The following is a 22,300-nucleotide window of genomic DNA, read 5'->3' as shown; positions in this document are numbered from 1 at the left end:
GTTGTATTCCTCATTCCATATGCAATCAATAAAGTATTTACTTGGATTGAAAAATAAGAAGGTGCAATCATGAGGTGGCGGAACAATCAGTACAAAACACAGAAGCAGCATCAAGGCTCAGATCAATCTAAAGCTGAAAAGCAGGACCAAGATGTGTTAACCGGTAACTTTGGGTGCGACATTGAGCTAGTCAAAAGAAAGATCGGACATAACGGAGACGTTCATATCCGGGAATTTGAAATCACTCATTTACATGTGAAAGCAGCATTGGTCTTTGTTGATGGACTGTCTGATCAAGATTCGATTAATAAAGGAGTATCAGCGTTGCTGGTCATGAATCAGCCTGATCAGGTAAGAGAGGACATTTCTCAATCCGGCAAAGGCATTTTAAATTCGCAGGATATAAAGAGTCAAATCGGATCAATCTGTGATGTGGTAGAAGCAGAAAAAATCAGTGATATCGTGCTGAATGTTTTCATGGGTTCAACAGCGCTTCTTATCGATGGAATGCCGCAGGTCTTTCTTCTGGGAACCATAAAGAAACAAAATCGAAGCATTGAGGAGCCGCTATCAGAAGCGCTTGTCAGAGGGCCGCGCACGGGCTTTACAGAAGAGTTGAGTACGAATACAGCTCTTTTAAGGCAGCAAGGAAAAAATGATCAATTAACATTTCAGAGATTTGAAGTAGGGACAAGGCTAAAAAAGGATTTAATCATCGCTTACATGTATGATATAGCAGATCCAGAAGTGGTCGAGGAAGTAAAAAAAAGAGTGAAAGGAATTGAGATCGATTATCTGCCAGAATCTGGATATGTTGAACAGCTGATCGAGGATAATTATCTCAGTCCCTTTCCACAAGTACAAAGTACAGAACGGCCTGATCGCGTCATCAGCGGATTAATGGAAGGCAGAGTAGCCATTCTGCTTGACGGCACCCCGTTTGCTTTACTTGTTCCGGTCACTTTCAGCATGGTGCTTCAATCGCCTGAAGATTATTATGAACGGTGGTTTCCAAGTTCAGTTATCAGATTACTGAGGTTCATTGCAGCAATCATCACGTTATTTGCACCGGCTTTATATATATCATTTATTTCTTTTCATCCAGGGTTAATTCCAACCAAGCTGGCAATTTCAATTTCCGGGACGCGTCAGGGTGTTCCGTTCCCATCAATCATTGAAGCTTTATTTATGGAAATTGCAATCGAAATTTTACGAGAGGCGGGGCTTCGTCTTCCAAAACCCATCGGACCTGCGATAGGCATCGTTGGCGGGTTAATTATCGGGGAAGCAGCTGTGCAAGCGGGCATTGTCAGTCCTATCATGGTCATTGTTGTTGCGCTCACAGCAATCTCTTCATTTGCCATCCCTCATTACAGTACAGGCATCGCACTTCGGATGCTTCGGTTTGGCGCGATGTTTTGCGCGGCGGTGTTTGGGTTATTTGGAGTCATTATGTATTATCTGCTGTTAAGCAGCCATGTCGTAAAGTTGAAAAGCTTTGGTCTTCCATACGCAAGCCCAGCGGTCCCTTATTATGTGAAAGATTGGAAAGATTTTATCATCAGAATGCCTCTCTTAGTCATGAAACGCAGACCAAAAATCATGAATACAGATAATGCAAAACGGGTGAAATGACGACTTCGACAGGATGGTGATAATCTCATGTCCAGCCCAAAGAGTAAAATTACAACCGCACAAGCAACGGTGATCATTATTAATTATATGCTCGCTGCAGGAGTTCTCACGCTCCCTCGGACAGTAACAGAACAAACAAAATCGCCTGATGGATGGATTTCCATTTTATTAGGCGGGGTTATCGCGATCATTGCCGGAATAGTCATCGTGAAATTAAGCCAGCAGTATCCTGAGGAGACGTTTTATGAATATGCTGGTCATATTGTAGGCAAATGGCTCGGCGCTTTAATCAGTCTCATTTTCATTACTTATTTTTTAGCTCTCGGTGCCTTCGAAGTGAGAGTCATGTCAGAAATTGTTGTGTTTTTTCTCCTTGAAGGGACGCCATCGTGGGCGATAGTCATGACGGTTCTTTGGATCGGGCTTTATTCAATTACACAAGGGCTCGATCCCATTGCCCGGCTTTTTGAAATGATCTTTCCGGTTACGGTCATTATCTTTTTAACTGTAGCGGTCATGAGTATAGGTATATTTGAGGTCAACAATTTACGCCCTGTATTAGGAGATGGAATCATGCCGGTTCTCAAAGGAGTGAAAACAACGGCCCTTTCGTTTACATGTTCTGAAATTATGCTTATTTTAGTAGCGTTTATGAAGAAACCGAAAAAGGCGTTGAAAGCGGTTGTAATCGGGACAAGTGTTGTGACATGTTTTTATATTTTTACGCTGATTATGGTTATCGGTGCAATATCCGTTGACGGTGTTGTAACGAGAACATGGCCGGCACTTGACCTGATGAGAAGCTTTGAGATATCTGGTTTAATATTTGAACGATTTGAATCATTCCTGCTAGTCATTTGGATTATGCAGCTTTTTGCCACGTTCATTATCACTTTTTATGCAGCTTCTTTAGGAGTCTCGCAAGTTTTCAAAAAGAAACCCGTTTCATGTATGTTTTGGCTGCTTCCTGTTGTTTTTATTCTCTCTTGCATGCCCAAAAATGAAAATGATGTGTTTATTTTGGGCGATATAGTCAGTCATATGGCTTTGTATATATTTGGCGCTCTGCCGATTTTTCTTTTAGTCATATCGAAATGGAGGAAAAGAGGTGAAACGTAAAATCAAACATCCAGTGTCCGCTATTGTCATCGTATGTTTGTCTATGATTTGTGTAACAGGGTGCTGGAGCAGCAGGGAAATAGAAGAGCTTGGTCTCACATTTGCTATCGCAATTGATAAAGGAAAAGAAACAAATACTGAAAAAGAGTTAAAAGAAGAGGGAGGGAGCTATCCAAAACAAGACAACCTTACACTGACCTATCAATTTGTTAATGAAAAAGTGGTAGGTGCGGGACAAAACGGAGGAGGCGGACAAGGAACGCAAAAAGCGTATCAAAATATAAGTGAAACAGGTGATTCGTTACAACAGATTGGGAGCGAGGTTGCATTAAGAAGGGACCGTGAAGTGTTTAGCCCGCATTTAAAAGTGGTTGTCATGAGTGAAGATGTATTGCGTACATATCCTATCGACAAAATGCTGGATCAATTTTTTCGTGATAATGAAATCAGGCTGAGCTGTCTTGTTTTATCTGCAAAAGGGAAGGCGAGAGATGCCCTCCAACTGAAAGAGAGTGGTGAAATTCCGGCATTTCGGCTGACTGGATTAGTTGAGAATGAACATAAAGTTTCCAGAATACTTCGCCCTGTAACACTCGCGAAACTAATCGGTAAACTGCATTCCGGCAGCAGTTTTTTACTGCAAAATGCAGTCTCGGCAAATGGAGCGGTCAAGTATTCCGGATCAGCGGTAATTAACGGGAAGTCTAAAAAAATGATCGGCTTTTTAGATGAATATGAAACGGAGGGAATTGCTTGGATTGCCGGAGGAGGAAAAGGCGGAGTTGTAAAGTGCTATGATAAAAAGAGCCAGCAGATTATCGCGTACGATATCAATTATATAAAAAGTAAAATAAAGCCTATAATAAAAGGAACGGATATATCATTCCATGTCGATATTGAATCGGAAGGGGATTTGGTTGAAAACTGGAACACAAATGAGACGTTGGACACACAGTTTATAGAACGTATTGAAAAGAATATTGAAAACGAAGTGAAAAAAATAGTCGGTCATGTATTAAAAAAAATCCAGCAAGATTATAAAGCTGATGTTGCGGGTTTTGATGAATCATTAAGACTTGAACATCCGGACTTATGGAAAAAGGTGAAAAAGAACTGGGATGACACCTTCAGTAAGGCCGACATCACGTACAGTGTAAACACCACAATTACTCATTATGGAACGGTTAAAACTCAGTAATGAATCAAATAGATTTTTAAAAAGAAGAGAAAGAAACATCTCTTCTTTTTCTTATGCATTTTTCAGGATGAAGATACTTTTTTTGGGGTAAATGCATTTTTTAAAACAATCAATATGATAATATGAAATTGCTTAAAATAGAAGGGAGGAGGGGCTGTGAGACAGAAACCGATTTATGTAGAAATCGAAATGAGATCTGACCTGGATACGCTCTGGGAATATACGCAAACCCCAGTGCTGCATAAAGAATGGGATCTCCGGTTTTCAAATATCACATATTTGCCTAAGCAGCAATACGAAAAGCAGAAGTTTCTTTACGAAACAAGAATAGGTTTTGGGCTAAAGGTATCGGGTACAGGAGAAACAGTCGGTGTTTTCGACAAATATTCATCTGAAAGAGTTTCTTCACTGGCTTTTGGCTCTGATCATCCGTTATCTCTGATTAGGCGCGGTAATGGCTACTGGAAGTATATACAGCGAGACAACGGGAACATAACGTTTTTAACACAGTACCAATACAAAACAGCCTACGGACTGCCGGGAAGATGGATCGATCGTATATTTTTTCGGCCGCTGCTTGGCTGGGCGACTGCGTGGAGCTTTGATGTACTAAGGCTCTGGATTGAGCAAAACAAACATCCGAAACACTCCATTCGATCGGCAATCGTCTATGTGTTCATATGTTTATTTTTTAGTCTGTTTTGGTTTTATCAAGGCTTTACAGGTTTTGAAACAAGTATCTTTGCAGGAACAGCGAAGATAGGATGGGGTATTCTGTGGCTTATTCCATTAAAGAAAAAATGGGTCATTCATGCAGTCCAGGCTTTTATCTATGCTGGGTTCGTTTTTTTAGGTTCCGAGATATTATTATCAATTCTGTTGAGTGTGTTTTCTGCGGCAAGCGGCGTTCTTAATCTTCAGCTCCCTAGTGCCCGGCACACTAAACGAAAGAGAAAGAAGTGACATTGTGAATTCGATTTATGAAAAAACGATCAAGAACTATTATTTGCTGCATCCCAAGCTGCAAAAACGATATCAATTAGACGAAGCGCATACATTCAGCGGGACAGGAACGATGTCAGAAATAAGCGGAGGCTCTTTTCTTGTCAGAATGCTGTTAAAGCTGGGTATTTTTTTCAGGTGCTTCTTTTCAGAAAGAGGCAAAGACATCCCTTTTACGATACAAAATAGAACTTGTCTTATGAATCGGGAACATATCGGGATAGAATGGAATCGTACATTTTTCTTTAAAGGCAAAGAACGTTTTTTTGACGCGATAATGGTATACGACGAAAAAGAAGACAAAATACTCGATTTCTTCGGCAGACCTCATCTTCTGCTCTCTGTTTTAGTGTTAGAGGCATCTCTTGACGGCACTCTTACGATTACATCGGGAAAGCAATGGCTGTTGATATGCGGAAAACGAATACCGCTGCCAAAATGGCTGACCGGTACGTCCGTTGTTTGCGAAACGTTTGATGAAAGCAAGAATTGCTTCACCATTCAAGTGCATGTGCAAAATACAATTCTCGGCACTCTTTTCTATTATAAAGGAACGTTTCAGGAAGAAGAGAGAGAATCATGTTAAAACGAAATGGCATGATCAGTACGCTTTATTTTATAGGGTTTCTTGCAGCGGAAACACCCCATCTATCAGTGGCAGAGGCGCTTGTTTTGTTATCCATCCTCTTTTTCGTTCCGGGGATTTTTCCTTTTGTCTTTCATCAATCGCCGCCTCGGGCTGCTCAATTTCTGGAATCTGGTTTCATACAGTGCTATCCGGCAGCCGCTTTCTTTGCGGTGCTGGCTCTTGTGACAGACATCGGGTGGTTCGCTCTGATCTGGTGGATCTACACTGTCTTTATGGCGTTGTACGCGCTCCTTCGCTTGCGGGATACAAAGATACATAGAATCGAAGAGACCTCAGTTTTGTTCGGGCTTATCTATTTGGCGGGTGGAGGGTTTTGGTTTTTTGCTTATGCTGCACATTTGCAGATCATGCAATTTGGCCCGCTTATCATTTTGCTGACTGCTGTCCACTTTCACTATTCAGCTTTTCTGATCCCGATCTTTAACGGCTTGCTCGGAAGAATCGCCAGAAATAATCGGATGTTGTACAGTTGGATAACATGGGTGATTTTGTTTTCGCCCATTCTTATCGCGGTTGGCATCACATATTCAAAAACACTTGATGTCATTGCGGTTGGCATCTATATGACGGCGCTTTATCTTCATGCATATTTGGTGTTCACCACAGCTTTTCGAAGCAAGACGGGAAAAATTCTTATTCGGCTTTCTTCTGCCGTTTTAATGTTAACGATCACTTTTTCGATGATTTATTCATTTGGTGTATTTCGGCAGGAAGTTACACTGAGCATCAATCAGATGATTTGGATTCACGGTTTTATCAACGCGTTTGCTGTGATACTGCCCGCTCTCATCGGATGGAGAATAGAAGATCCAAAGCCTTTTGATGCAGACAGTGTAAAGATATTCAGCCGGATCTATGGAAAAAGAAGGATTGGAAAAGCCTTTTTAGCTGAGATTCAAGCTGAAAATAACGCTCAATACAGAGGGCTTGTGGATGATATGAGAAGCCTTCGTTCAAAAGATTTTTCACCCGAAAAACTGGCGCCATTTATTTTATCGTTTTATGAACAAACCGTTGAGTATGATGTGAAAGCAAAAGTGATGTGGAGCACGTGGTTTCGGCCGCTTGCAATTGTTTACGAATGGTTCAGCAGTAAAATCGGCCAAATACATCTGTCGACGAACCCTGATTGGTATAAAATGTACAGCACGATAAAGGGTGTTCATTCGAAAAAAGACGGAAGAAAAAGAGTGCGTGCCTGGATCAGAACAAATGAAAAAAACGAAACCATTTTTACCGCTCTATATTCAGTGTATCGTTCAAATGAAGAGGGGTATATGAACATCTCTCTCCCGCTTCCATTCAGCAGCATGACAGGCATTTTAAAGCCTTATCATCATCATGAGAAACTGGTTTTGACAAGCAGGCGGAGAAAAAACGGAGCTGGAGATGAGGGAATTTATCTGCAAACCAGAGCGGGAACTTGTCCGCTTCCTTTATCTGAGACCTTTCTGATAGAAGCTTCGCATGACAACAGATTAACCGCTGTTCATCATATGTGGCTGTTTGGATTAAAATTTCTAACAGTACATTACATTATTACATATTGTCGACCAAATGAAAGTACCTAACACAAAGAAATGGCTTCGTCTGACAGCTGTTTGACGATTCGATCAGCTGCATTCCAATTCTGCGCCGCATCTTAACGGGAAAGGAAGTGACTAGTGATATTTTATATCAATTTATTTCTGATTCTTTGGCTGGCTGCTGGATTTGCAGTGGGAATGAAAAAAAGTGTATGTCGATCAGCTGTTTGGTAAAGATGTGATCGAAAGGCTGGAAAAAGAGAAGGGGGATCACGAGCGTGCTGACCGGTTTATCAAACATCGTGTTCTTTACATCGCAGTAGTAACATTAAGCGGGTTTATCGCTGTTTATCATGAAGTGAAAACAATCCCGCAAAGGCGAAAAATAAGAAAAATCGAAAAAAATATCATGAAACTGAATGAAGCAAAAAAGGAAGAATCAATAGAAAATAAAAATGCACAGGCCAAAGAGCAGGTGCGTTTTTTTTATGTTAGATATGGGAATTGGGATGCATGCGGTGCCAATACCTTTTCATAAATTCAAAAATGAGAAGAACAGCGCCCGGGCTAATGGTATATAATATTGTGAATTTAACAAAAATTTAACAAGGAGGACGAGAGAATTCGTGCTAAAGCCTCAAAGAAACCGACATCCTGTTGATTTGGACTTAGAGGCGGAGTAGATGAAACCGGCCAAAGTATCCCTGCTCCGCCGTTTGCTCCATTCCTTGAAGCATGTTGATTGTAACATAGCCAAACGTTTCCCATCAACTCTTAAAATTGTAAAATTATTGATTGTTTTTGTGATGTTCATTCCGATTTCTTCAATTTACGCGGAAGATGTCTATCAGAATTTTGAGGAATTAAAAAACAATGAAAAGCCTTCAGATTACCGTATTGTTACGAAAGAAACCGGCAGTCCTGTCCTTATTTTAGCCATTCACGGAGGAGGTATTGAAGGCGGGACAAGTGAAGTAGCGAGAGAGCTAAACAAAGAGTCTTCGATGTATTTATTTGAAGGCTTAAAATCGTCAGGAAACTCTGTGCTGCATATTACGAGTACGCATTTTGATGAGCCCCGGGCCTTGAGGATGACGGGAAGTCATGAATATGTCATTTCATTGCACGGGTATGCAGAAGAAGATCAGCAGATCGAAGTCGGCGGTACAGATCGCATAAGAGCGGCAGATTTAGTTGAAGAACTGCAAAATGCCGGTTTTCCTGCTGTCTTGCTCAGTACAGACCATCCGCATGCAGGCGTTAGTCCGAATAACATTGCAAATAAATCAAAAACAGGTTTGAGTATCCAGATAGAAATGAGCACAGGTTTTAGAAAATCTTTGTTTGGCGTATTTTCTTTAAAAAGCAGATCTGTTACTCAAAATGAGAGGTTTTATGATTTTACCGAAGTGATGTCCCGTTTTCTGAAAAGTAACTACTGAAAAATAGGAGGCCATAAGCCGGCCTCCTATTCCTCATGCTTCTCATTAGTAACGTCAGGAAGTAATTCGTCTGCGGCTTCTGTTTGATATTGAAGGGTGTTATCCCTGGTGGTCAGTTCATTTCGGAAGGTTTCATCCAGCACATTCTTCAGCAAATACCGATGAAAAAAGTATTCAAAAACAGTAAGACAGACAGCGGAAAGAAGAGCGGCTGCAAACGGTGAGAAATCATTTCTTGTTTGGGTTAAAGCAAAGACCCAAATCATAACGAATGAAAGTCCAAAGTCAGCCAATGAAGCTATAATATTGTTTGTTCTCGGAAGGACGAGCATGTCACCGGAAAGGTATGAGACAAAACCTAAGAAAAGTGCAATAAACATCACACTTAGAAAGGATGCGTAGTAGACCCTGTCCAATATTACATATAAAAGGGCGAGAGTGAAAGCAATCTTTGAAGAAAGTGCAATGAGATGTTTCATTTGATCACCTAAGTTGTTATTTTTAAGGAAAATCCTTTTCTTAATCGTTATCTTTGTTACAGTCATTATTTTAAACAATTCGATTTTGTTTACACTGGTATTTTTTTCTTGTTGCATGAAACCTTCTTGGTGCAAAAACGTACATATGGTTGATCAGCTTTAGAGGGGGGATTTATTGTGGAGATAAAAGGAATCAATCATTTGTTATTTTCTGTTTCCCATTTGGACACATCAATCGATTTTTATCACAAAGTGTTTGATGCCAAGCTGCTGGTAAAAGGAAGAACAACAGCATATTTTGATTTGAATGGCATCTGGCTTGCACTTAATGAAGAGTCTGACATTCCGAGAAATGACATTAAGGCATCATATACTCATATTGCTTTTACTATTGAAGATCGTAAGTTTGAGGAAATGTCAGCAAAATTGAAAAGGCTTCATGTCCATATACTGCCTGGAAGAGAACGAAATGAACGCGATCGAAAGTCTATTTATTTTACCGACCCAGACGGCCATAAATTTGAATTTCATACCGGAACCCTTCAAGACAGGCTTCGTTATTATAAACAGGAAAAAACGCATATGAAATTTTATGATTGAAACGGCCTCGAGATATTACAAAGAACATATACATAAATATGAATAAAGGTTAAAGTATGGTAAACGAGGGGGTTTGGTTGAAAATGAAGATACTGGCTTTAACGGCAGTTTTGACGTGTTTTTTTGGCATTGGCAGTACCCATGCGTCAGCATTAGGGTTTGATCACAAAATAGACTTTATTTTAAATGACAGCACAAAGTCGTTTGTTCTGGAAAATATCAGTGATGTTCCGGCAATCGAATATTTTTTAGGCTATCAGTTTACGATCTTGGGAGCCAATAGTTGTTCAGTTGAGCTTAAACTTCAACGGATGGGGCTTACGGGGCAATATTCCACGCTGAGCACGAAACAATTCAGAGGCAGTTGGTTTGATTTTAGTGCTCAGGATAAGGTTTCAATTGATCCATTTCATCGATACCGTATCTTTGCAGAAGAACATTCGGAAAACTGCACAAGTGTTCGAGTAAAAGGGAGTTATGGTATTCAATATTTTCATTTTGATTGAAGCTCACGATGATAAAGGTGAGCTGTTTTTTACATAAAATAGAACTAACTAAACTATGTACTAAATTTTCACAGAAATTAATTGCCGCGCTCTCTGCATAAATCTAAACCCGTATCATTCCACGACCAAGAAATGAAACATTTTTTAGCAGGTCACGTCTAATGTTTTAAACAGACAACATTTCGATAAAAGTTTCCTGAAGGAAAAAAAATTTCTTGACTTCAACAATTGTTTGATGGATAATTATGGTGTAAACATGATGTTCTTTTCCTCCTATTCAGGCTCGTACCTAAAATTCAGGGCGAGCCTGCTTTTTTTGATACAATAAACCCCCTCTCCATAAAGGAAGAGGGGGTTATTTCATCATCTGATAGTTCAATAGATTAATGGACGGTTCTGAACACGCCAATTACTTTCCCTAGAATGCTGACATTCTGTAAGATGATAGGTTCCATCGTTGGGTTTTCAGGCTGTAAGCGAATGTGAGTATCCTCTTTATAGAAACGTTTTACCGTAGCTTCATCATCTTCTGTCATCGCAACGACAATTTCCCCGTTGTTTGCTATGTTTTGCTGTTTAACGATGACATAATCCTTATCGAAAATACCAGCGTCAATCATACTGTCTCCCATAATTTCAAGCATAAACACATGCTCGTCCGGGGGAACCATACGGTCAGGAAGCGGAAAATATTCTTCAATATTTTCTATTGCTGTAATAGGAGATCCCGCCGTGACTTTCCCGATGACCGGTACATTAACGACCTGGCTTTGCGGAATGTCTACTTCTTCATCAAGAATTTCTATCGCTCTTGGTTTTGTCGGATCTCGTCTGATCAGCCCTTTTGTTTCCAAGCGGGCCAAGTGGCCGTGGACAGTTGAACTGGACGCAAGCCCGACAGCCTCTCCGATCTCTCTTACGGAAGGCGGATATCCTTTTGATTTAACCTCTGCTTTAATAAAACGGAGGATATCAAGTTGCCTTTTTGATAGCTTCGTCATTTTTCGCACCTCAAAACGTCGATTTTAAGAAGATTATAGCATGATTTTCCTTACAGTACAAACATAGGTTCGAAAAAACAATTGACAGAAACGTTTGTTCGTATATACTGAAATTATAAAAAGGCGAACAAACATTCCTGTTGGAGGTTATGATCATGGGTAAAGAATCTATTATTTTTGTCGGTCTGTTCACAGTGATTTTGAGCGCGGTAATCCTTTTGCTGTCATATACAAGCAGCGGCCAGGAGCTTAATCAGTATGTTAAAATAGAAGTCCAGCAAGGCGATACACTTTGGTCTATAGCCGGCCAGGTAGCAGATAAAAAGAAGATAAACAAAAGTGAATTTATTGAATGGGTGGCTGATAAAAATCATCTTCAGACGTCTGATATCCAGCCGGGAGATGAATTGGTGATTCCATTGAAAAAGAAGCATCAGGATGCATATGAATTGGCAACTGTAAGATAGAGAGGAAAGATAGAAAAAATGAAAGCACTCATTTATGCCCGCGTAAGCACAAATAAACAACAGCAGGAGACGTCATTAAAGCGGCAGGAGGAGGAGCTTACGGCCATTGCGGGCGAGAACGGCATGGAAGTCGTCAAAGTGATTTCTGAGAAAGCTAGCGGATATGAAATGGATCGGGATGGTGTGTTTGGGCTGCTTGATGAGATCAAGAATTCTGGAATTGATGTCATTTTGGTTCAGGATGAAACTAGGCTCGGACGTGGAAATGCAAAAATCGCACTGCTTCATTGCATCTATAGAGAAGGTGTGAAAGTCTATACAACGGCTCACAGAGGTGAACTGGAGTTATCGGAGGCTGACTCGATGGTGCTGGAGATCGTCAGCATTGTTGAAGAGTACCAGCGGAAAATTCACAACATGAAAATCAAGCGGGGAATGAAACGGGCAGTAAAAAACGGTTTCAAACCGCAAAAAAACCTGAAAAACCAACATGAAAACAGCGGAAAAGAAAGAATAGAGGTGCCCATCTCAGAGATCGTCCGCCTAAGAGCGAATAAACTGACGTTCGCAGAAATTGCGGCTACGCTGAGAGGGTTTGGGTATGATGTATCTAAAGCGACCGTCCACCGGCGGTTTCAGGAATACATAGAGAATGACGAGACAGCCGATTGAATCAGTTGTAAAACTCTTTTTGATCTAGTACTATATAGACAAAATGCCATAAAGGAGTTTAACATGATTTCAAACGAAAAAATTGCCAGAATTAATGAACTTGCTGCCAAAGCCAAAGCTGGCGTTATGACAGAAGAAGAAAAAGCTGAACAGCAAAAGCTCCGTCAAGAGTATTTGAAAGGTTTTCGCTCTTCTATGAAAAACACATTAAAAAGTGTGAAAATCATTGATCCGGAAGGCAATGATGTTACACCAGAAAAACTAAAAAAAGAAAAAAGAAATAATAAACTTCACTAATAGAAGAGGAATACGGCAATAACGTATTCCTCTTTTGCATATACTATAGCAACACTTTCATGGGACAAATTTCAACAAGTTTCTCTCAAATTTAAGCTGAAACAGTTGAGAAAAAGTCGTCAGACATTTATGATGTAAGGGTACAACATATAAGGAAGGGGATTTTTATGGATACAATTGAAAAGAAATCAGTTGCTACCATTCGCACACTGTCAATAGACGCTATTGAAAAAGCAAATTCTGGTCACCCAGGGATGCCAATGGGGGCAGCTCCAATGGCATACACGCTGTGGACAAAATTTATGAACGTAAGTCCGGCAAACCCTGGCTGGTTTAACCGTGACCGTTTTGTTTTATCTGCTGGACACGGATCAGCACTTTTATACAGCATGCTTCATTTAAGCGGGTTTGATCTTAGCATCGAAGATCTTAAGGGATTCCGCCAGTGGGGCAGCAAAACACCTGGACATCCGGAATTCGGACATACTGCCGGTGTTGATGCGACAACAGGACCGCTTGGCCAAGGAATTGCCATGGCTGTCGGAATGGCAATCGCTGAACGCCATTTAGCGGAAACTTACAACCGCGATTCATTTAACGTAGTCGATCATTATACATACAGTATTTGCGGTGATGGTGATTTAATGGAAGGCATCTCTTCTGAAGCCGCTTCACTAGCAGGCCATCTTCAGCTTGGCCGTCTGATCGTATTATACGATTCTAATGACATCTCTCTCGATGGAGATCTCGACCGTTCGTTCTCTGAAAACGCAAAACAGCGTTTTGAAGCAATGAATTGGGAAGTTCTTTATGTTGAAGATGGAAACAACATCGAAGAATTAACAGCGGCTATCGAAAAAGCCCGCCAAAATGAAAAGAAACCTACATTAATTGAAGTGAAAACAACAATTGGATTTGGTTCACCTAACCGTGCCGGCACATCGGGTGTTCACGGTGCGCCGCTTGGTAAAGAGGAAAGCAAATTAACAAAAGAAGCTTACGCGTGGACATATGAAGAAGATTTTTACGTTCCTTCAGAAGTTTATGAGCATTTCGCTAAAGCGGTTAAAGAATCAGGCGAGAAAAAGGAACAGGAATGGAATGCCCAATTCGCTAAATATAAAGAAGTTTATCCTGAACTCGCTGAACAGCTTGAGCTGGGAATCAAAGGAGAGCTTCCAAAGGACTGGGATCAAGAGGTTCCTGTTTATGAAAAAGGAAGCAGCCTGGCATCCCGTGCATCTTCCGGTGAAGTTCTCAACGGCCTTGCGGAAAAAATTCCTTTCTTTGTGGGAGGATCTGCTGACCTGGCGGGATCAAACAAGACGACAATTAAAAATGCCGGTGATTTTACAGCGGCTGATTACTCAGGCAAAAACTTCTGGTTCGGTGTTCGTGAATTTGCGATGGGCGCAGCCTTAAATGGTATGGCGCTTCATGGAGGACTTCGTGTATTCGGCGGGACTTTCTTTGTCTTCTCTGACTACCTGCGTCCGGCAATACGCCTTGCAGCATTAATGGGTCTTCCTGTCACATATGTCTTCACACATGACAGTATTGCCGTAGGTGAAGACGGCCCGACGCACGAGCCTGTTGAACAGCTTGCTTCACTCCGTGCGATGCCTAATCTATCCTTGATCCGTCCTGCAGACGGCAATGAGACAGCGGCAGCATGGAAGCTTGCAGTACAAAGCAATGAACAGCCAACAGCGCTTGTATTGACACGCCAAAACCTTCCTACGATCGACCAAACAGCTGAAGAAGCATTGGCAGGAGTAGAAAAAGGTGCATATGTCGTTTCTAAATCTAAAAACGAAACACCTGACGCTCTTCTCATCGCTTCAGGCTCCGAGGTGGGTCTTGCGATTGAAGCGCAGGCTGAATTGGCAAAAGATAATATCGATGTGTCTGTTGTCAGTATGCCTTCAATGGACCGTTTTGATAAACAATCAAATGAATACAAGAACGCCGTCCTTCCTGCAGAAGTGAAAAAACGTATTGCGATTGAAATGGGCTCATCATTTGGCTGGGGAAAATACACGGGGCTTGAAGGAGATGTGCTCGGCATAGACCGATTCGGTGCATCCGCTCCTGGTGAAACCGTCATCAATGAATACGGCTTCTCAGTTCCAAACGTAGTGAACCGAGTCAAAGCATTACTCAATAAGTAAGTCTTTCAAAGAGGATGAGTCAAATCATCCTCTTTTTCTTGTTTATCCGACAAAAATAGTATTGGCTGTTTAACAGTAATAGACAATTCTTTCTTTTCTTCTTTTGTATAATAGAGTGCAAATGAAATGCTGCTGAAAAAGGGGATGAAAAGATGGAACGTCACTACTATACGTACCTGATAAAAGAGGAATTTGCCAATCACTATTTCGGGCGGGAATCGGTTATGTTTGAGCTGTTTCAAGACTATCATTGGACAAGCCTGACAAAGCAGCGGTATGAAATGACAGAGAAACAGATTCAATATATTACACAGCCAATCCCGATTTTACATATGCATCAGCGGTTAAAAATGAATTTACACAACACGGATTACAGGCAGCTGGATTATATTTATAGATTAGCTTTGCCGAAAGCAAAAGGCCACGCGACGTTTATGATGAAAGAGAACATGATAGAAATTGTGGCTTCGGGGAATTACGAGGCAGAAACGATTTTCTTTGAAGTGCTGAGAAAGGTAAGCCCTTGCTTTCTGGCTATGGATTTCAATTCGAAGCGTTACGGCTGGCTAAATCCGGTGAAAGAAAGAAATTTTGTCTAAAACCGAAGAAAAAGAGATGTAAATGTTGTATAATAGCTTTTGGTTTAGTACACTTTAAACTAGACAACATGAAGGAGGAAATAAAATGACTTTATGGGTTGGCATCCTAGTGGGCGTTGTTGCATTGCTCATAGGTGTTGCACTCGGGTTTTTTATTGCTCGTAAATATATGATGAGCTATCTTAAAAAGAATCCGCCTATTAATGAACAAATGTTACGCATGATGATGATGCAAATGGGAATGAAACCTTCTCAAAAGAAAATCAATCAAATGATGAAAGCCATGAATAATCAAACGAAATAATACGTAAAGATTATGATATAGAGAAACATGGTTATAAAATAAAAAACCCTTATACGGGTTTTTTATTTTGCAATCATTCGTCACCCGCTACTGCTCGAAGGCGCTGCTTTTGATATTGTATGAGAAGATGGTCAAGCTCCTGACTGAGCTCTATCGTAATATGAGATGTCATTCCGTTCGCCATGACAATTTGCAGCAGCTCTGCTCTTTTTTTTTCGATTTCATTTAATAGATGCTCTCTAATCACAGGGATGTATCCTTTCATACATTAGATCTTCAAAGTGAATGTTTGTTTATATTATATCCATATTTATACTAATTTTCAAATGAGAAGGAGTACAATAACTCAATGTCAAATTAAATTATATAAGTTTTTTCTGAAAATAGAAATCCTTCAAGTGAAAGTGTTAAAAAAATGAAATGATTTTGTCATTTGAAGGAGCAAATCGTGAAGGGATGATGACATGGGAGACGTGAATTATTTTTTGACCTTCGGAGCGGGATTTCTATCCTTTATTTCGCCTTGCTGCCTGCCGCTTTACCCAGCTTTCTTGTCATATATTACAGGGGTCAGCATGGATGATGTGAAAACAGAAAAGCTGCTGCTGCAGAAAAGAAGTTTGTTTCATACTTTGTGTTTTTTGCTTGGCTTTTCAGTCATTTTTATCGCTTTAGGTTATGGAACATCTTTTATTGGCAGCCTCTTTAGGGATTATCACGAGGCGATTCGGCAAATTGGCGCGTTGCTTATTATTTTGTTTGGTTTTATTACACTTGGCGTGTTCCGGCCTGAGGCTATGATGAAAGAGCGGAGAATCCATTTTAAGCATAAACCAAGCGGGTTTTTAGGTTCCGTCTTAATCGGAATGGCATTTGCGGCGGGGTGGACGCCATGTACCGGTCCGATATTAGCAGCTGTTATCACACTCGCAAGCACAAATCCAGGCTCAGCGGTGCCGTACATGATGTTATATGTACTCGGTTTTGCTGTTCCGTTTCTTTTATTGTCTTTTTTTATCACAAAGCTAAAGTGGATAAGAAAGAACCAGCTTTTGATCATGAAAGCAGGCGGCGTCTTGATGATTGTGATTGGTGTGCTGTTATTCTTTAATTGGATGAGCCTAATTATTATTTTACTGTCGGATCTTTTTGGAGGATTTACTGGTTTTTAACGGCAAATTACTTTCGTACTACTACTAATCCTTTTGTTTTTGGTACAATAAGACTATTATCTGTGGAAATCGATTTTGGAGGGGAATATGACAAGAGTTTTAGTTGTAGACGACGCCAAGTTCATGAGAGTGAAACTCAGAGAGATCTTGGAAGAGGCAAATTACATAATCGCAGGCGAAGCGGCGGACGGCGAGCAAGCAGCTGCCCTGTATAAAACACTGCAGCCGGACATCGTGACAATGGATATTACAATGCCAGTGAAAAACGGCATTAAGGCGCTTCGTGATATCTTAAACTTCGATCCTAAAGCGAAGGTCATCATGTGTACCGCAATGCGGCACCAAAGAATTGTAACAGAAGCGATTGAATTGGGGGCAAAGGACTTTATTGTCAAACCGTTCGAGGAAACAAAAGTGCTAGAAGCTGTCAGCCGCGTTATGGGACATTAAAGTCATTGGTTTTTTTTATTGTTTTGGAGTATAGTATATAGTATCAACACTCCTAGAAACAAAGGAATGATAAATATGATGATTATAGTTTCATCGATTATTGCTGTGTTAATGGCTGTAGCTGTGATGGTGGTCAGAATAAAATCTTCTGATAAGCCCGTTTCACCGAAAAAAATCATCCTTCCGCCGATTTTTATGAGTACGGGAGCGTTAATGTTTTTATTTCCGGTATTTTGGGTAACTGGTGCAGAGTTTTTAGAAGCATTCACTTTAGGCGTGATTTTCTCTATTTTTCTAATCAAAACGTCTAAATTCGAAATTAAAAATAATGAAATTTACATGAAACGCTCTAAAGCATTTGTATTTATATTAGTCGGCCTTTTGGTGATCAGAATCGTGATGAAATCGATTTTGAGTACATCAATTGATTACGGCGCACTGAGCGGAATGTTTTGGATCCTGGCGTTCGGTATGATTGTGCCGTGGAGAATCGCTATGTACTTGTCATACCGAAAACTTCATAATGAGCTGCAGTCTGCTAATATTCAAATGAATTAAAAAACCTTTCCTCCTGTCAGGAAAGGTTTTTTATTTAAGAAGGGTTTGATATGGTTCGAGATCGATTTTTTTGTCTCTGAGATGTCTTTTTAAGAAGGTATGGTCTCTTTTAGGAGTTGCGAGAATATAGCCTCTGATCATAAGCTGCTGATCAATCTTTGATACCTTTTCTTTTAATGCAAGCTCACCGATTTTACCCGCGATTTTGGCTTTTGCTGCATCTCTGAACAGCTCCGGAACCGGAGATACCAATTCATTAAGGAATTGTTTGTTTTCATTGCTCCACAAATGCCTGCTCTTTTCGATATAGTAATCCTGCCAATCCAGCTCTGACCTGCCGTCTTCTTTTGGTAAACGCTTTAAAAACTTTCGAAACATAAAAAAACCGCCGATTGATAATAAGACAATCATCGTGATCACCCAAAACAGAATAAACCACAAAAACCAGCCTTCCAGCATCAATCATTCCCCCTTATTCTAACCATATTGTATACGAAGAGAGATTAGAAGAACACAGTAAAAAAAGAATAGAAAAAAAGTGATAGACGTCTAGTCAAAAGAGATAGTAGATCATAATCTATTGTATAGTGAATCTGCTATTTGGCCATGGGAGAGTCACTAGAGGGCATTTGACAATAAATGGACGGGAAAAAGTCACTTTCATAATAGGGGATGAAAGTGACTTTTCATTTTAGCTAAGAGGAAATTGAAGAGAAAAAGAAGAATCATTTTCTGTTTCTTTATTGACGGCAACTGTGAGTAGTTGGTTTTCGCATTCGGTTTTAATGATTTTGTCATTTAAATAAAAAGGAAGCATCATTTGTTTTTCAAAAGTCTGTCCTGACGATTTGACCGTTAAGATGAACTCGCATCCAGACAGGGTAACCGTTACTTGTGTCGGCTGTAAAAAAGTCAGATCCGCTTCAATAATATACTGCTGACTTGTTTCATATAAATCAATAGGCAATGTTTCATCGTACCAGGCGAAGGGATCTTCAAAGAATTGCCGAAGCCATTCATCCATACCATCGAAATCATTAGCGTCATTACGTTTAGAATGGGTCATGGAAGCATTCCTCCACATATCAACCTTGCTTGACATCATATGCGGCGGATCAGAAATGGGTGAACGCATAAAAAAACAGACACTGAGGTCTGCTTTTCTTACATATCGTGGCTTGAATTGTGCTTTTGTCTTGTGTGGTTCCGGTTTTTCACTTTTTTGCTTCCGCTGAGAGGCTCCGGCTGGCCCGGATTGTGTCCTTTAGGGGCGTTTTTATGCATATCTTTACTAGTATTTTTATTGGTCATAAAATGAGAACCTCCTTAAAAGAGTTCGATGTTATTGATTGGTTTTTCTTTTTTTATTATTTTGGCGTTCCGCTTCAGTCAGTACAAGCTGGTCGTTTTCGATATAGCCTGCGCCTTTGCCTTGGCTTTTTGCGTCATTCATGCCGTTAATGACGTGATTCGCTTTTCGTTTGACCATCATTATCACCTCCATCATAATATGGCTTCTTTTGTTTCGTTCTATGAGAGATCATAAACAGCAATAATTACCGGTACGTTTGTCTGATAAGCCGAACTTATTGTATTTAATAAAAACATTGATATTTACTTATGTATGATTTTGTTTTAATATGAAATTGTGAGAAAATTGTGATGGGATTTACGTTCATCTGAGAATGATCTGATCTGAAGGGGGATTTTGGAGAATGGCAAACGAGCAAAAAACTGTAGCAAAAGACGTTTTCCAAGCAAGAAAAACGTTTACTACAAATGGGAAAACCTATCATTACTACTCTTTAAAAGCATTGGAAGATGCAGGGGTCGGGAAGGTTTCGAAGCTTCCTTATTCCATCAAAGTTCTTTTAGAATCAGTATTGCGTCAAGTTGACGGATTCGTGATCAAACAAGAGCATGTGGAAAATTTGGCAAAATGGGGAACTGCCGAATTAAAGGAAATCGATGTTCCGTTCAAACCATCTCGTGTTATTTTACAAGACTTCACAGGGGTTCCGGCAGTAGTAGACCTAGCTTCACTGCGTAAAGCTATGGCAGCTGTCGGCGGAGATCCTGATAAAATTAATCCTGAAATTCCTGTTGATCTCGTTATCGACCACTCTGTTCAGGTTGATAAAGCAGGCACAGAAGATGCGTTAGCTATTAATATGGACTTGGAATTCGAAAGAAATGCAGAGCGCTATAAATTTTTGAGCTGGGCAAAGAAAGCGTTTAATAACTATCAGGCAGTGCCGCCTGCAACAGGTATCGTGCACCAGGTAAACCTTGAGTTCCTGGCAAGTGTCGTCCATGCCATTGAAGAAGACGGCGAGCTTGTCACGTATCCTGATACGCTTGTCGGAACAGATTCACATACAACAATGATTAACGGAATCGGTGTTCTTGGATGGGGTGTCGGCGGAATTGAAGCTGAAGCAGGAATGCTTGGACAGCCTTCTTATTTCCCTGTTCCTGAGGTGATCGGCGCGAAACTTGTCGGCAAGCTTCCGAACGGAACAACCGCTACTGACTTGGCGTTAAAAGTGACTCAGGTGCTGCGTGAAAAAGGCGTTGTGGGCAAGTTTGTTGAATTCTTCGGACCGGGAATTGCTGAATTGCCGCTTGCGGACCGTGCAACAATTGCGAACATGGCTCCGGAGTACGGCGCTACATGCGGATTCTTCCCAGTAGATGAAGAAGCGCTCAACTACATGCGTCTGACAGGCCGTGATCCAGAACATATTGATGTTGTCGAAGCATACTGCAGAAGCAATGGCTTGTTCTACACTCCTGATGTTGAAGACCCTCAATTTACTGATGTGGTTGAAATTGACTTGACTCAAATTGAAGCAAACTTATCAGGTCCAAAACGCCCTCAGGATTTAATCCCGCTTTCTGCTATGCAGGAAACGTTCAAAAAACATTTAGTCAGCCCTGCGGGTAACCAAGGATTCGGTTTAAATGCTGAAGAAGAAGATAAAGAAATTCATTTTAAACTCCTTAATGGCGAAGAAACAGTGATGAAAACGGGTGCGATAGCCATTGCTGCGATTACAAGCTGTACGAATACATCGAACCCGTACGTTCTAATCGGTGCCGGACTCGTAGCGAAAAAAGCGGTTGAATTAGGACTTGAGGTGCCTAATTACGTGAAAACGTCACTTGCACCGGGTTCTAAAGTCGTTACAGGATATCTTGTGAATTCAGGCCTTCTTCCATACATGAAAGAGCTTGGTTTTAACCTCGTTGGGTACGGATGTACAACATGTATCGGAAACTCAGGACCGCTTTCACCAGAAATCGAAGAAGCGGTTGCGAAAAATGATCTGCTGATTACATCTGTCCTTTCCGGAAACCGTAACTTTGAAGGACGTATTCACCCGCTTGTTAAAGGCAACTATCTTGCTTCACCGCCGCTTGTTGTGGCATACGCGCTGGCTGGAACGGTGAACATTAACCTGAAAACCGATCCGATCGGTGTAGGAAAAGATGGTCAAAACGTTTACTTTAACGATATTTGGCCGTCAATGGATGAAATTAATTCACTTGTTAAGCAAACTGTTACGCCTGAGCTCTTCCGCAAAGAGTATGAAACGGTATTTGACGACAACAAGCGTTGGAACGAAATTGAAACGACAGATGAAGCGTTATATAAATGGGATAATGAGTCAACCTACATTCAGAATCCGCCATTCTTCGAAGAAATGTCTGTTGAACCAGGCAAGGTTGAACCATTAAAAGCTCTTCGTGTTGTCGGTAAGTTTGGCGATTCAGTCACAACCGACCATATTTCTCCTGCAGGGGCAATCGGAAAAGACACGCCTGCCGGAAAGTACTTGCAAGAGAAAGGGGTTTCTCCTCGTGACTTTAACTCCTACGGCTCCCGCCGCGGAAACCATGAAGTCATGATGAGAGGAACATTTGCCAACATCCGCATCAAAAACCAAATCGCGCCGGGTACAGAAGGCGGATTTACAACGTACTGGCCGACTGGTGAAGTAACATCAATCTATGATGCGTGCATGAAATATAAAGAAGATAAAACCGGCCTTGTTGTATTAGCTGGAAAAGACTACGGTATGGGATCTTCACGTGACTGGGCTGCAAAAGGAACAAACCTTCTCGGCATCAGAACGGTCATTGCTGAGAGCTTTGAGAGAATTCACAGAAGCAACCTTGTATTTATGGGTGTGCTGCCGCTTCAATTTAAACAAGGTGAAAATGCAGAAACACTCGGCTTAACCGGTAAAGAAGTGATCGAGGTAGATGTTGATGAAAGCGTACGCCCTCGTGATATCGTTACAGTAAGAGCAATTGATGAAGACGGAAATGTAAAAACATTTGAAGCACTTGTCCGTTTTGATAGTGAGGTTGAAATTGATTACTATCGCCATGGCGGCATCCTGCAAATGGTGCTTCGCGATAAAATGAAGCAGTCCTGATGAATCAA

The 22,300-nt window shown here is 40.9% G+C and carries 26 protein-coding genes and 1 pseudogene; 20 read left to right on the top strand and 7 right to left on the bottom strand.

Features of this window, described 5'->3' with window-relative positions; all coding sequences use genetic code 11:
* Nucleotides 1–66: 66 nt before the first annotated feature.
* The 8 genes and pseudogenes from V6D41_RS04905 (at nucleotide 67) to V6D41_RS04870 (ending at nucleotide 8,571) form a co-directional block, all read left to right on the top strand.
* Entirely contained in the window at nucleotides 67–1,635 is a 1,569-nt protein-coding gene (locus V6D41_RS04905; RefSeq protein WP_333517856.1) for a spore germination protein, read from the top strand.
* A gap of 27 nt (nucleotides 1,636–1,662) precedes the next feature.
* Entirely contained in the window at nucleotides 1,663–2,754 is a 1,092-nt protein-coding gene (locus V6D41_RS04900; protein WP_333517468.1) for a spore germination protein, read from the top strand.
* A complete protein-coding gene (locus V6D41_RS04895; protein ID WP_333517467.1) occupies nucleotides 2,744–3,952 on the top strand; it encodes a Ger(x)C family spore germination protein in 1,209 nt (402 codons plus the stop codon). Before V6D41_RS04900 ends, V6D41_RS04895 begins: the two co-directional genes overlap by 11 nt.
* A gap of 156 nt (nucleotides 3,953–4,108) precedes the next feature.
* Nucleotides 4,109–4,915 carry a hypothetical protein gene (locus V6D41_RS04890; RefSeq protein WP_333517466.1) on the top strand — a complete coding sequence of 269 codons (807 nt, stop codon included), beginning with the start codon at nucleotides 4,109–4,111 and terminating at the stop codon, nucleotides 4,913–4,915.
* A 4-nt stretch (nucleotides 4,916–4,919) separates the two neighbouring features.
* On the top strand, nucleotides 4,920–5,540 hold the full coding sequence (locus V6D41_RS04885) for a DUF4166 domain-containing protein (protein WP_333517465.1): 621 nt from the start codon (nucleotides 4,920–4,922) through the stop codon (nucleotides 5,538–5,540).
* Nucleotides 5,534–7,174 carry a YndJ family protein gene (locus tag V6D41_RS04880; RefSeq protein WP_333517464.1) on the top strand — a complete coding sequence of 547 codons (1,641 nt, stop codon included), beginning with the start codon at nucleotides 5,534–5,536 and terminating at the stop codon, nucleotides 7,172–7,174. The genes V6D41_RS04885 and V6D41_RS04880 overlap by 7 nt, the downstream gene beginning before the upstream one ends.
* Nucleotides 7,175–7,267: 93 nt before the next feature.
* Nucleotides 7,268–7,562 (top strand): annotated as a pseudogene (locus tag V6D41_RS04875) (hypothetical protein); the annotation flags it as partial.
* Between the two features lie 250 nt (nucleotides 7,563–7,812).
* Entirely contained in the window at nucleotides 7,813–8,571 is a 759-nt protein-coding gene (locus V6D41_RS04870) for a poly-gamma-glutamate hydrolase family protein (RefSeq protein ID WP_148961721.1), read from the top strand.
* 26 nt (nucleotides 8,572–8,597) lie between these two features.
* Here V6D41_RS04870 and V6D41_RS04865 read toward each other — a convergent pair whose 3' ends face one another.
* Nucleotides 8,598–9,050, bottom strand: a complete 453-nt coding sequence (locus tag V6D41_RS04865) for a YndM family protein (protein WP_333517855.1) — start codon at nucleotides 9,048–9,050, stop codon at nucleotides 8,598–8,600.
* A 177-nt stretch (nucleotides 9,051–9,227) separates the two neighbouring features.
* Between V6D41_RS04865 and fosM the strand changes: the two genes are divergently transcribed.
* Both fosM and V6D41_RS04855 read left to right on the top strand, forming a co-directional pair.
* Complete coding sequence (gene fosM, locus V6D41_RS04860) at nucleotides 9,228–9,650, top strand: FosM family fosfomycin resistance protein (RefSeq protein WP_333517463.1); 423 nt, start codon at nucleotides 9,228–9,230, stop codon at nucleotides 9,648–9,650.
* Nucleotides 9,651–9,733: 83 nt separating this feature from the next.
* Complete coding sequence (locus V6D41_RS04855) at nucleotides 9,734–10,156, top strand: hypothetical protein (RefSeq protein WP_333517462.1); 423 nt, start codon at nucleotides 9,734–9,736, stop codon at nucleotides 10,154–10,156.
* Nucleotides 10,157–10,539: 383 nt separating this feature from the next.
* Here V6D41_RS04855 and lexA read toward each other — a convergent pair whose 3' ends face one another.
* Nucleotides 10,540–11,157, bottom strand: coding sequence for a transcriptional repressor LexA (gene lexA / locus V6D41_RS04850; RefSeq protein ID WP_087991432.1), 618 nt, complete (start codon nucleotides 11,155–11,157; stop codon nucleotides 10,540–10,542).
* 149 nt (nucleotides 11,158–11,306) lie between these two features.
* Here lexA and yneA point away from each other — a divergent pair, with 149 nt between their 5' ends.
* The 6 genes from yneA to V6D41_RS04820 all read left to right on the top strand — a co-directional run bounded on the left by yneA (nucleotide 11,307) and on the right by V6D41_RS04820 (nucleotide 15,667).
* A complete protein-coding gene (gene yneA / locus V6D41_RS04845) occupies nucleotides 11,307–11,624 on the top strand; it encodes a cell division suppressor protein YneA (RefSeq protein WP_087991431.1) in 318 nt (105 codons plus the stop codon).
* An 18-nt stretch (nucleotides 11,625–11,642) separates the two neighbouring features.
* Complete coding sequence (locus tag V6D41_RS04840; RefSeq protein WP_333517461.1) at nucleotides 11,643–12,296, top strand: YneB family resolvase-like protein; 654 nt, start codon at nucleotides 11,643–11,645, stop codon at nucleotides 12,294–12,296.
* Nucleotides 12,297–12,359: 63 nt separating this feature from the next.
* Nucleotides 12,360–12,593: a DUF896 domain-containing protein gene (locus tag V6D41_RS04835; protein WP_087991429.1), complete on the top strand. Its 234-nt coding sequence runs from the start codon at nucleotides 12,360–12,362 to the stop codon at nucleotides 12,591–12,593.
* 167 nt (nucleotides 12,594–12,760) lie between these two features.
* The gene (tkt, locus tag V6D41_RS04830) at nucleotides 12,761–14,764 is read left to right on the top strand and encodes a transketolase (RefSeq protein WP_333517460.1); all 2,004 of its coding nucleotides are present in this window, start codon (nucleotides 12,761–12,763) and stop codon (nucleotides 14,762–14,764) included.
* A 152-nt stretch (nucleotides 14,765–14,916) separates the two neighbouring features.
* On the top strand, nucleotides 14,917–15,363 hold the full coding sequence (gene sirA, locus V6D41_RS04825) for a sporulation inhibitor of replication protein SirA (protein ID WP_333517459.1): 447 nt from the start codon (nucleotides 14,917–14,919) through the stop codon (nucleotides 15,361–15,363).
* Nucleotides 15,364–15,448: 85 nt separating this feature from the next.
* A complete protein-coding gene (locus V6D41_RS04820; protein WP_003221221.1) occupies nucleotides 15,449–15,667 on the top strand; it encodes a YneF family protein in 219 nt (72 codons plus the stop codon).
* A 73-nt stretch (nucleotides 15,668–15,740) separates the two neighbouring features.
* Here the strand turns inward: V6D41_RS04820 and ynzD are convergent, their stop codons facing one another.
* Nucleotides 15,741–15,914 (bottom strand): aspartyl-phosphate phosphatase YnzD, encoded by a 174-nt coding sequence (ynzD, locus tag V6D41_RS04815; RefSeq protein ID WP_024121579.1) that lies wholly within the window; start codon nucleotides 15,912–15,914, stop codon nucleotides 15,741–15,743.
* A 217-nt stretch (nucleotides 15,915–16,131) separates the two neighbouring features.
* On the opposite strand from ynzD, the gene ccdA reads away from it, so the two are divergent.
* The 3 genes from ccdA (at nucleotide 16,132) to V6D41_RS04800 (ending at nucleotide 17,847) form a co-directional block, all read left to right on the top strand.
* Nucleotides 16,132–16,839 (top strand): cytochrome c-type biogenesis protein CcdA, encoded by a 708-nt coding sequence (ccdA, locus tag V6D41_RS04810; RefSeq protein ID WP_333517458.1) that lies wholly within the window; start codon nucleotides 16,132–16,134, stop codon nucleotides 16,837–16,839.
* An 87-nt stretch (nucleotides 16,840–16,926) separates the two neighbouring features.
* Nucleotides 16,927–17,289: a response regulator gene (locus V6D41_RS04805; protein WP_333517457.1), complete on the top strand. Its 363-nt coding sequence runs from the start codon at nucleotides 16,927–16,929 to the stop codon at nucleotides 17,287–17,289.
* Nucleotides 17,290–17,355: 66 nt separating this feature from the next.
* On the top strand, nucleotides 17,356–17,847 hold the full coding sequence (locus tag V6D41_RS04800; RefSeq protein WP_148961712.1) for a CcdC family protein: 492 nt from the start codon (nucleotides 17,356–17,358) through the stop codon (nucleotides 17,845–17,847).
* Nucleotides 17,848–17,877: 30 nt separating this feature from the next.
* Here the strand turns inward: V6D41_RS04800 and V6D41_RS04795 are convergent, their stop codons facing one another.
* From V6D41_RS04795 to sspO, 4 genes are all read right to left on the bottom strand, one after another.
* Entirely contained in the window at nucleotides 17,878–18,306 is a 429-nt protein-coding gene (locus tag V6D41_RS04795) for a DUF2621 domain-containing protein (RefSeq protein ID WP_087991423.1), read from the bottom strand.
* Between the two features lie 232 nt (nucleotides 18,307–18,538).
* Nucleotides 18,539–18,931, bottom strand: a complete 393-nt coding sequence (gene cotM / locus V6D41_RS04790) for an outer spore coat protein CotM (protein WP_148961933.1) — start codon at nucleotides 18,929–18,931, stop codon at nucleotides 18,539–18,541.
* 80 nt (nucleotides 18,932–19,011) lie between these two features.
* Nucleotides 19,012–19,158, bottom strand: coding sequence for a small acid-soluble spore protein P (locus V6D41_RS04785; RefSeq protein ID WP_003221237.1), 147 nt, complete (start codon nucleotides 19,156–19,158; stop codon nucleotides 19,012–19,014).
* Between the two features lie 31 nt (nucleotides 19,159–19,189).
* A complete protein-coding gene (gene sspO / locus V6D41_RS04780; protein ID WP_003244839.1) occupies nucleotides 19,190–19,336 on the bottom strand; it encodes an acid-soluble spore protein SspO in 147 nt (48 codons plus the stop codon).
* A gap of 226 nt (nucleotides 19,337–19,562) precedes the next feature.
* Between sspO and acnA the strand changes: the two genes are divergently transcribed.
* Nucleotides 19,563–22,292 (top strand): aconitate hydratase AcnA, encoded by a 2,730-nt coding sequence (acnA, locus tag V6D41_RS04775; RefSeq protein WP_333517456.1) that lies wholly within the window; start codon nucleotides 19,563–19,565, stop codon nucleotides 22,290–22,292.
* Nucleotides 22,293–22,300 lie beyond the last annotated feature (8 nt).

It is taken from the genome of Bacillus sp. 0102A (genome assembly GCF_036765155.1).
Lineage (GTDB): Bacteria > Bacillota > Bacilli > Bacillales > Bacillaceae > Bacillus > Bacillus subtilis_G.
Note: the sequence above shows the minus strand (reverse complement) of the source record. Positions and strands in the feature narration are given on the sequence as shown.

Coding starts and splice junctions, on each gene's coding strand:
- V6D41_RS04900 (WP_333517468.1), top strand. CDS start 1,663: ATGTCCAGCCCAAAGAGTAAAATTACAACCGCACAAGCAACGGTGATC.
- V6D41_RS04880 (WP_333517464.1), top strand. CDS start 5,534: ATGTTAAAACGAAATGGCATGATCAGTACGCTTTATTTTATAGGGTTT.
- V6D41_RS04870 (WP_148961721.1), top strand. CDS start 7,813: ATGAAACCGGCCAAAGTATCCCTGCTCCGCCGTTTGCTCCATTCCTTG.
- V6D41_RS04865 (WP_333517855.1), bottom strand. CDS start 9,050: ATGAAACATCTCATTGCACTTTCTTCAAAGATTGCTTTCACTCTCGCC.
- V6D41_RS04855 (WP_333517462.1), top strand. CDS start 9,734: ATGAAGATACTGGCTTTAACGGCAGTTTTGACGTGTTTTTTTGGCATT.
- lexA (WP_087991432.1), bottom strand. CDS start 11,157: ATGACGAAGCTATCAAAAAGGCAACTTGATATCCTCCGTTTTATTAAA.
- yneA (WP_087991431.1), top strand. CDS start 11,307: ATGATCATGGGTAAAGAATCTATTATTTTTGTCGGTCTGTTCACAGTG.
- V6D41_RS04840 (WP_333517461.1), top strand. CDS start 11,643: ATGAAAGCACTCATTTATGCCCGCGTAAGCACAAATAAACAACAGCAG.
- V6D41_RS04835 (WP_087991429.1), top strand. CDS start 12,360: ATGATTTCAAACGAAAAAATTGCCAGAATTAATGAACTTGCTGCCAAA.
- tkt (WP_333517460.1), top strand. CDS start 12,761: ATGGATACAATTGAAAAGAAATCAGTTGCTACCATTCGCACACTGTCA.
- sirA (WP_333517459.1), top strand. CDS start 14,917: ATGGAACGTCACTACTATACGTACCTGATAAAAGAGGAATTTGCCAAT.
- V6D41_RS04820 (WP_003221221.1), top strand. CDS start 15,449: ATGACTTTATGGGTTGGCATCCTAGTGGGCGTTGTTGCATTGCTCATA.
- ccdA (WP_333517458.1), top strand. CDS start 16,132: ATGGGAGACGTGAATTATTTTTTGACCTTCGGAGCGGGATTTCTATCC.
- V6D41_RS04805 (WP_333517457.1), top strand. CDS start 16,927: ATGACAAGAGTTTTAGTTGTAGACGACGCCAAGTTCATGAGAGTGAAA.
- V6D41_RS04800 (WP_148961712.1), top strand. CDS start 17,356: ATGATAAATATGATGATTATAGTTTCATCGATTATTGCTGTGTTAATG.
- V6D41_RS04795 (WP_087991423.1), bottom strand. CDS start 18,306: ATGCTGGAAGGCTGGTTTTTGTGGTTTATTCTGTTTTGGGTGATCACG.
- cotM (WP_148961933.1), bottom strand. CDS start 18,931: ATGTGGAGGAATGCTTCCATGACCCATTCTAAACGTAATGACGCTAAT.
- V6D41_RS04785 (WP_003221237.1), bottom strand. CDS start 19,158: ATGACCAATAAAAATACTAGTAAAGATATGCATAAAAACGCCCCTAAA.
- sspO (WP_003244839.1), bottom strand. CDS start 19,336: ATGGTCAAACGAAAAGCGAATCACGTCATTAACGGCATGAATGACGCA.
- acnA (WP_333517456.1), top strand. CDS start 19,563: ATGGCAAACGAGCAAAAAACTGTAGCAAAAGACGTTTTCCAAGCAAGA.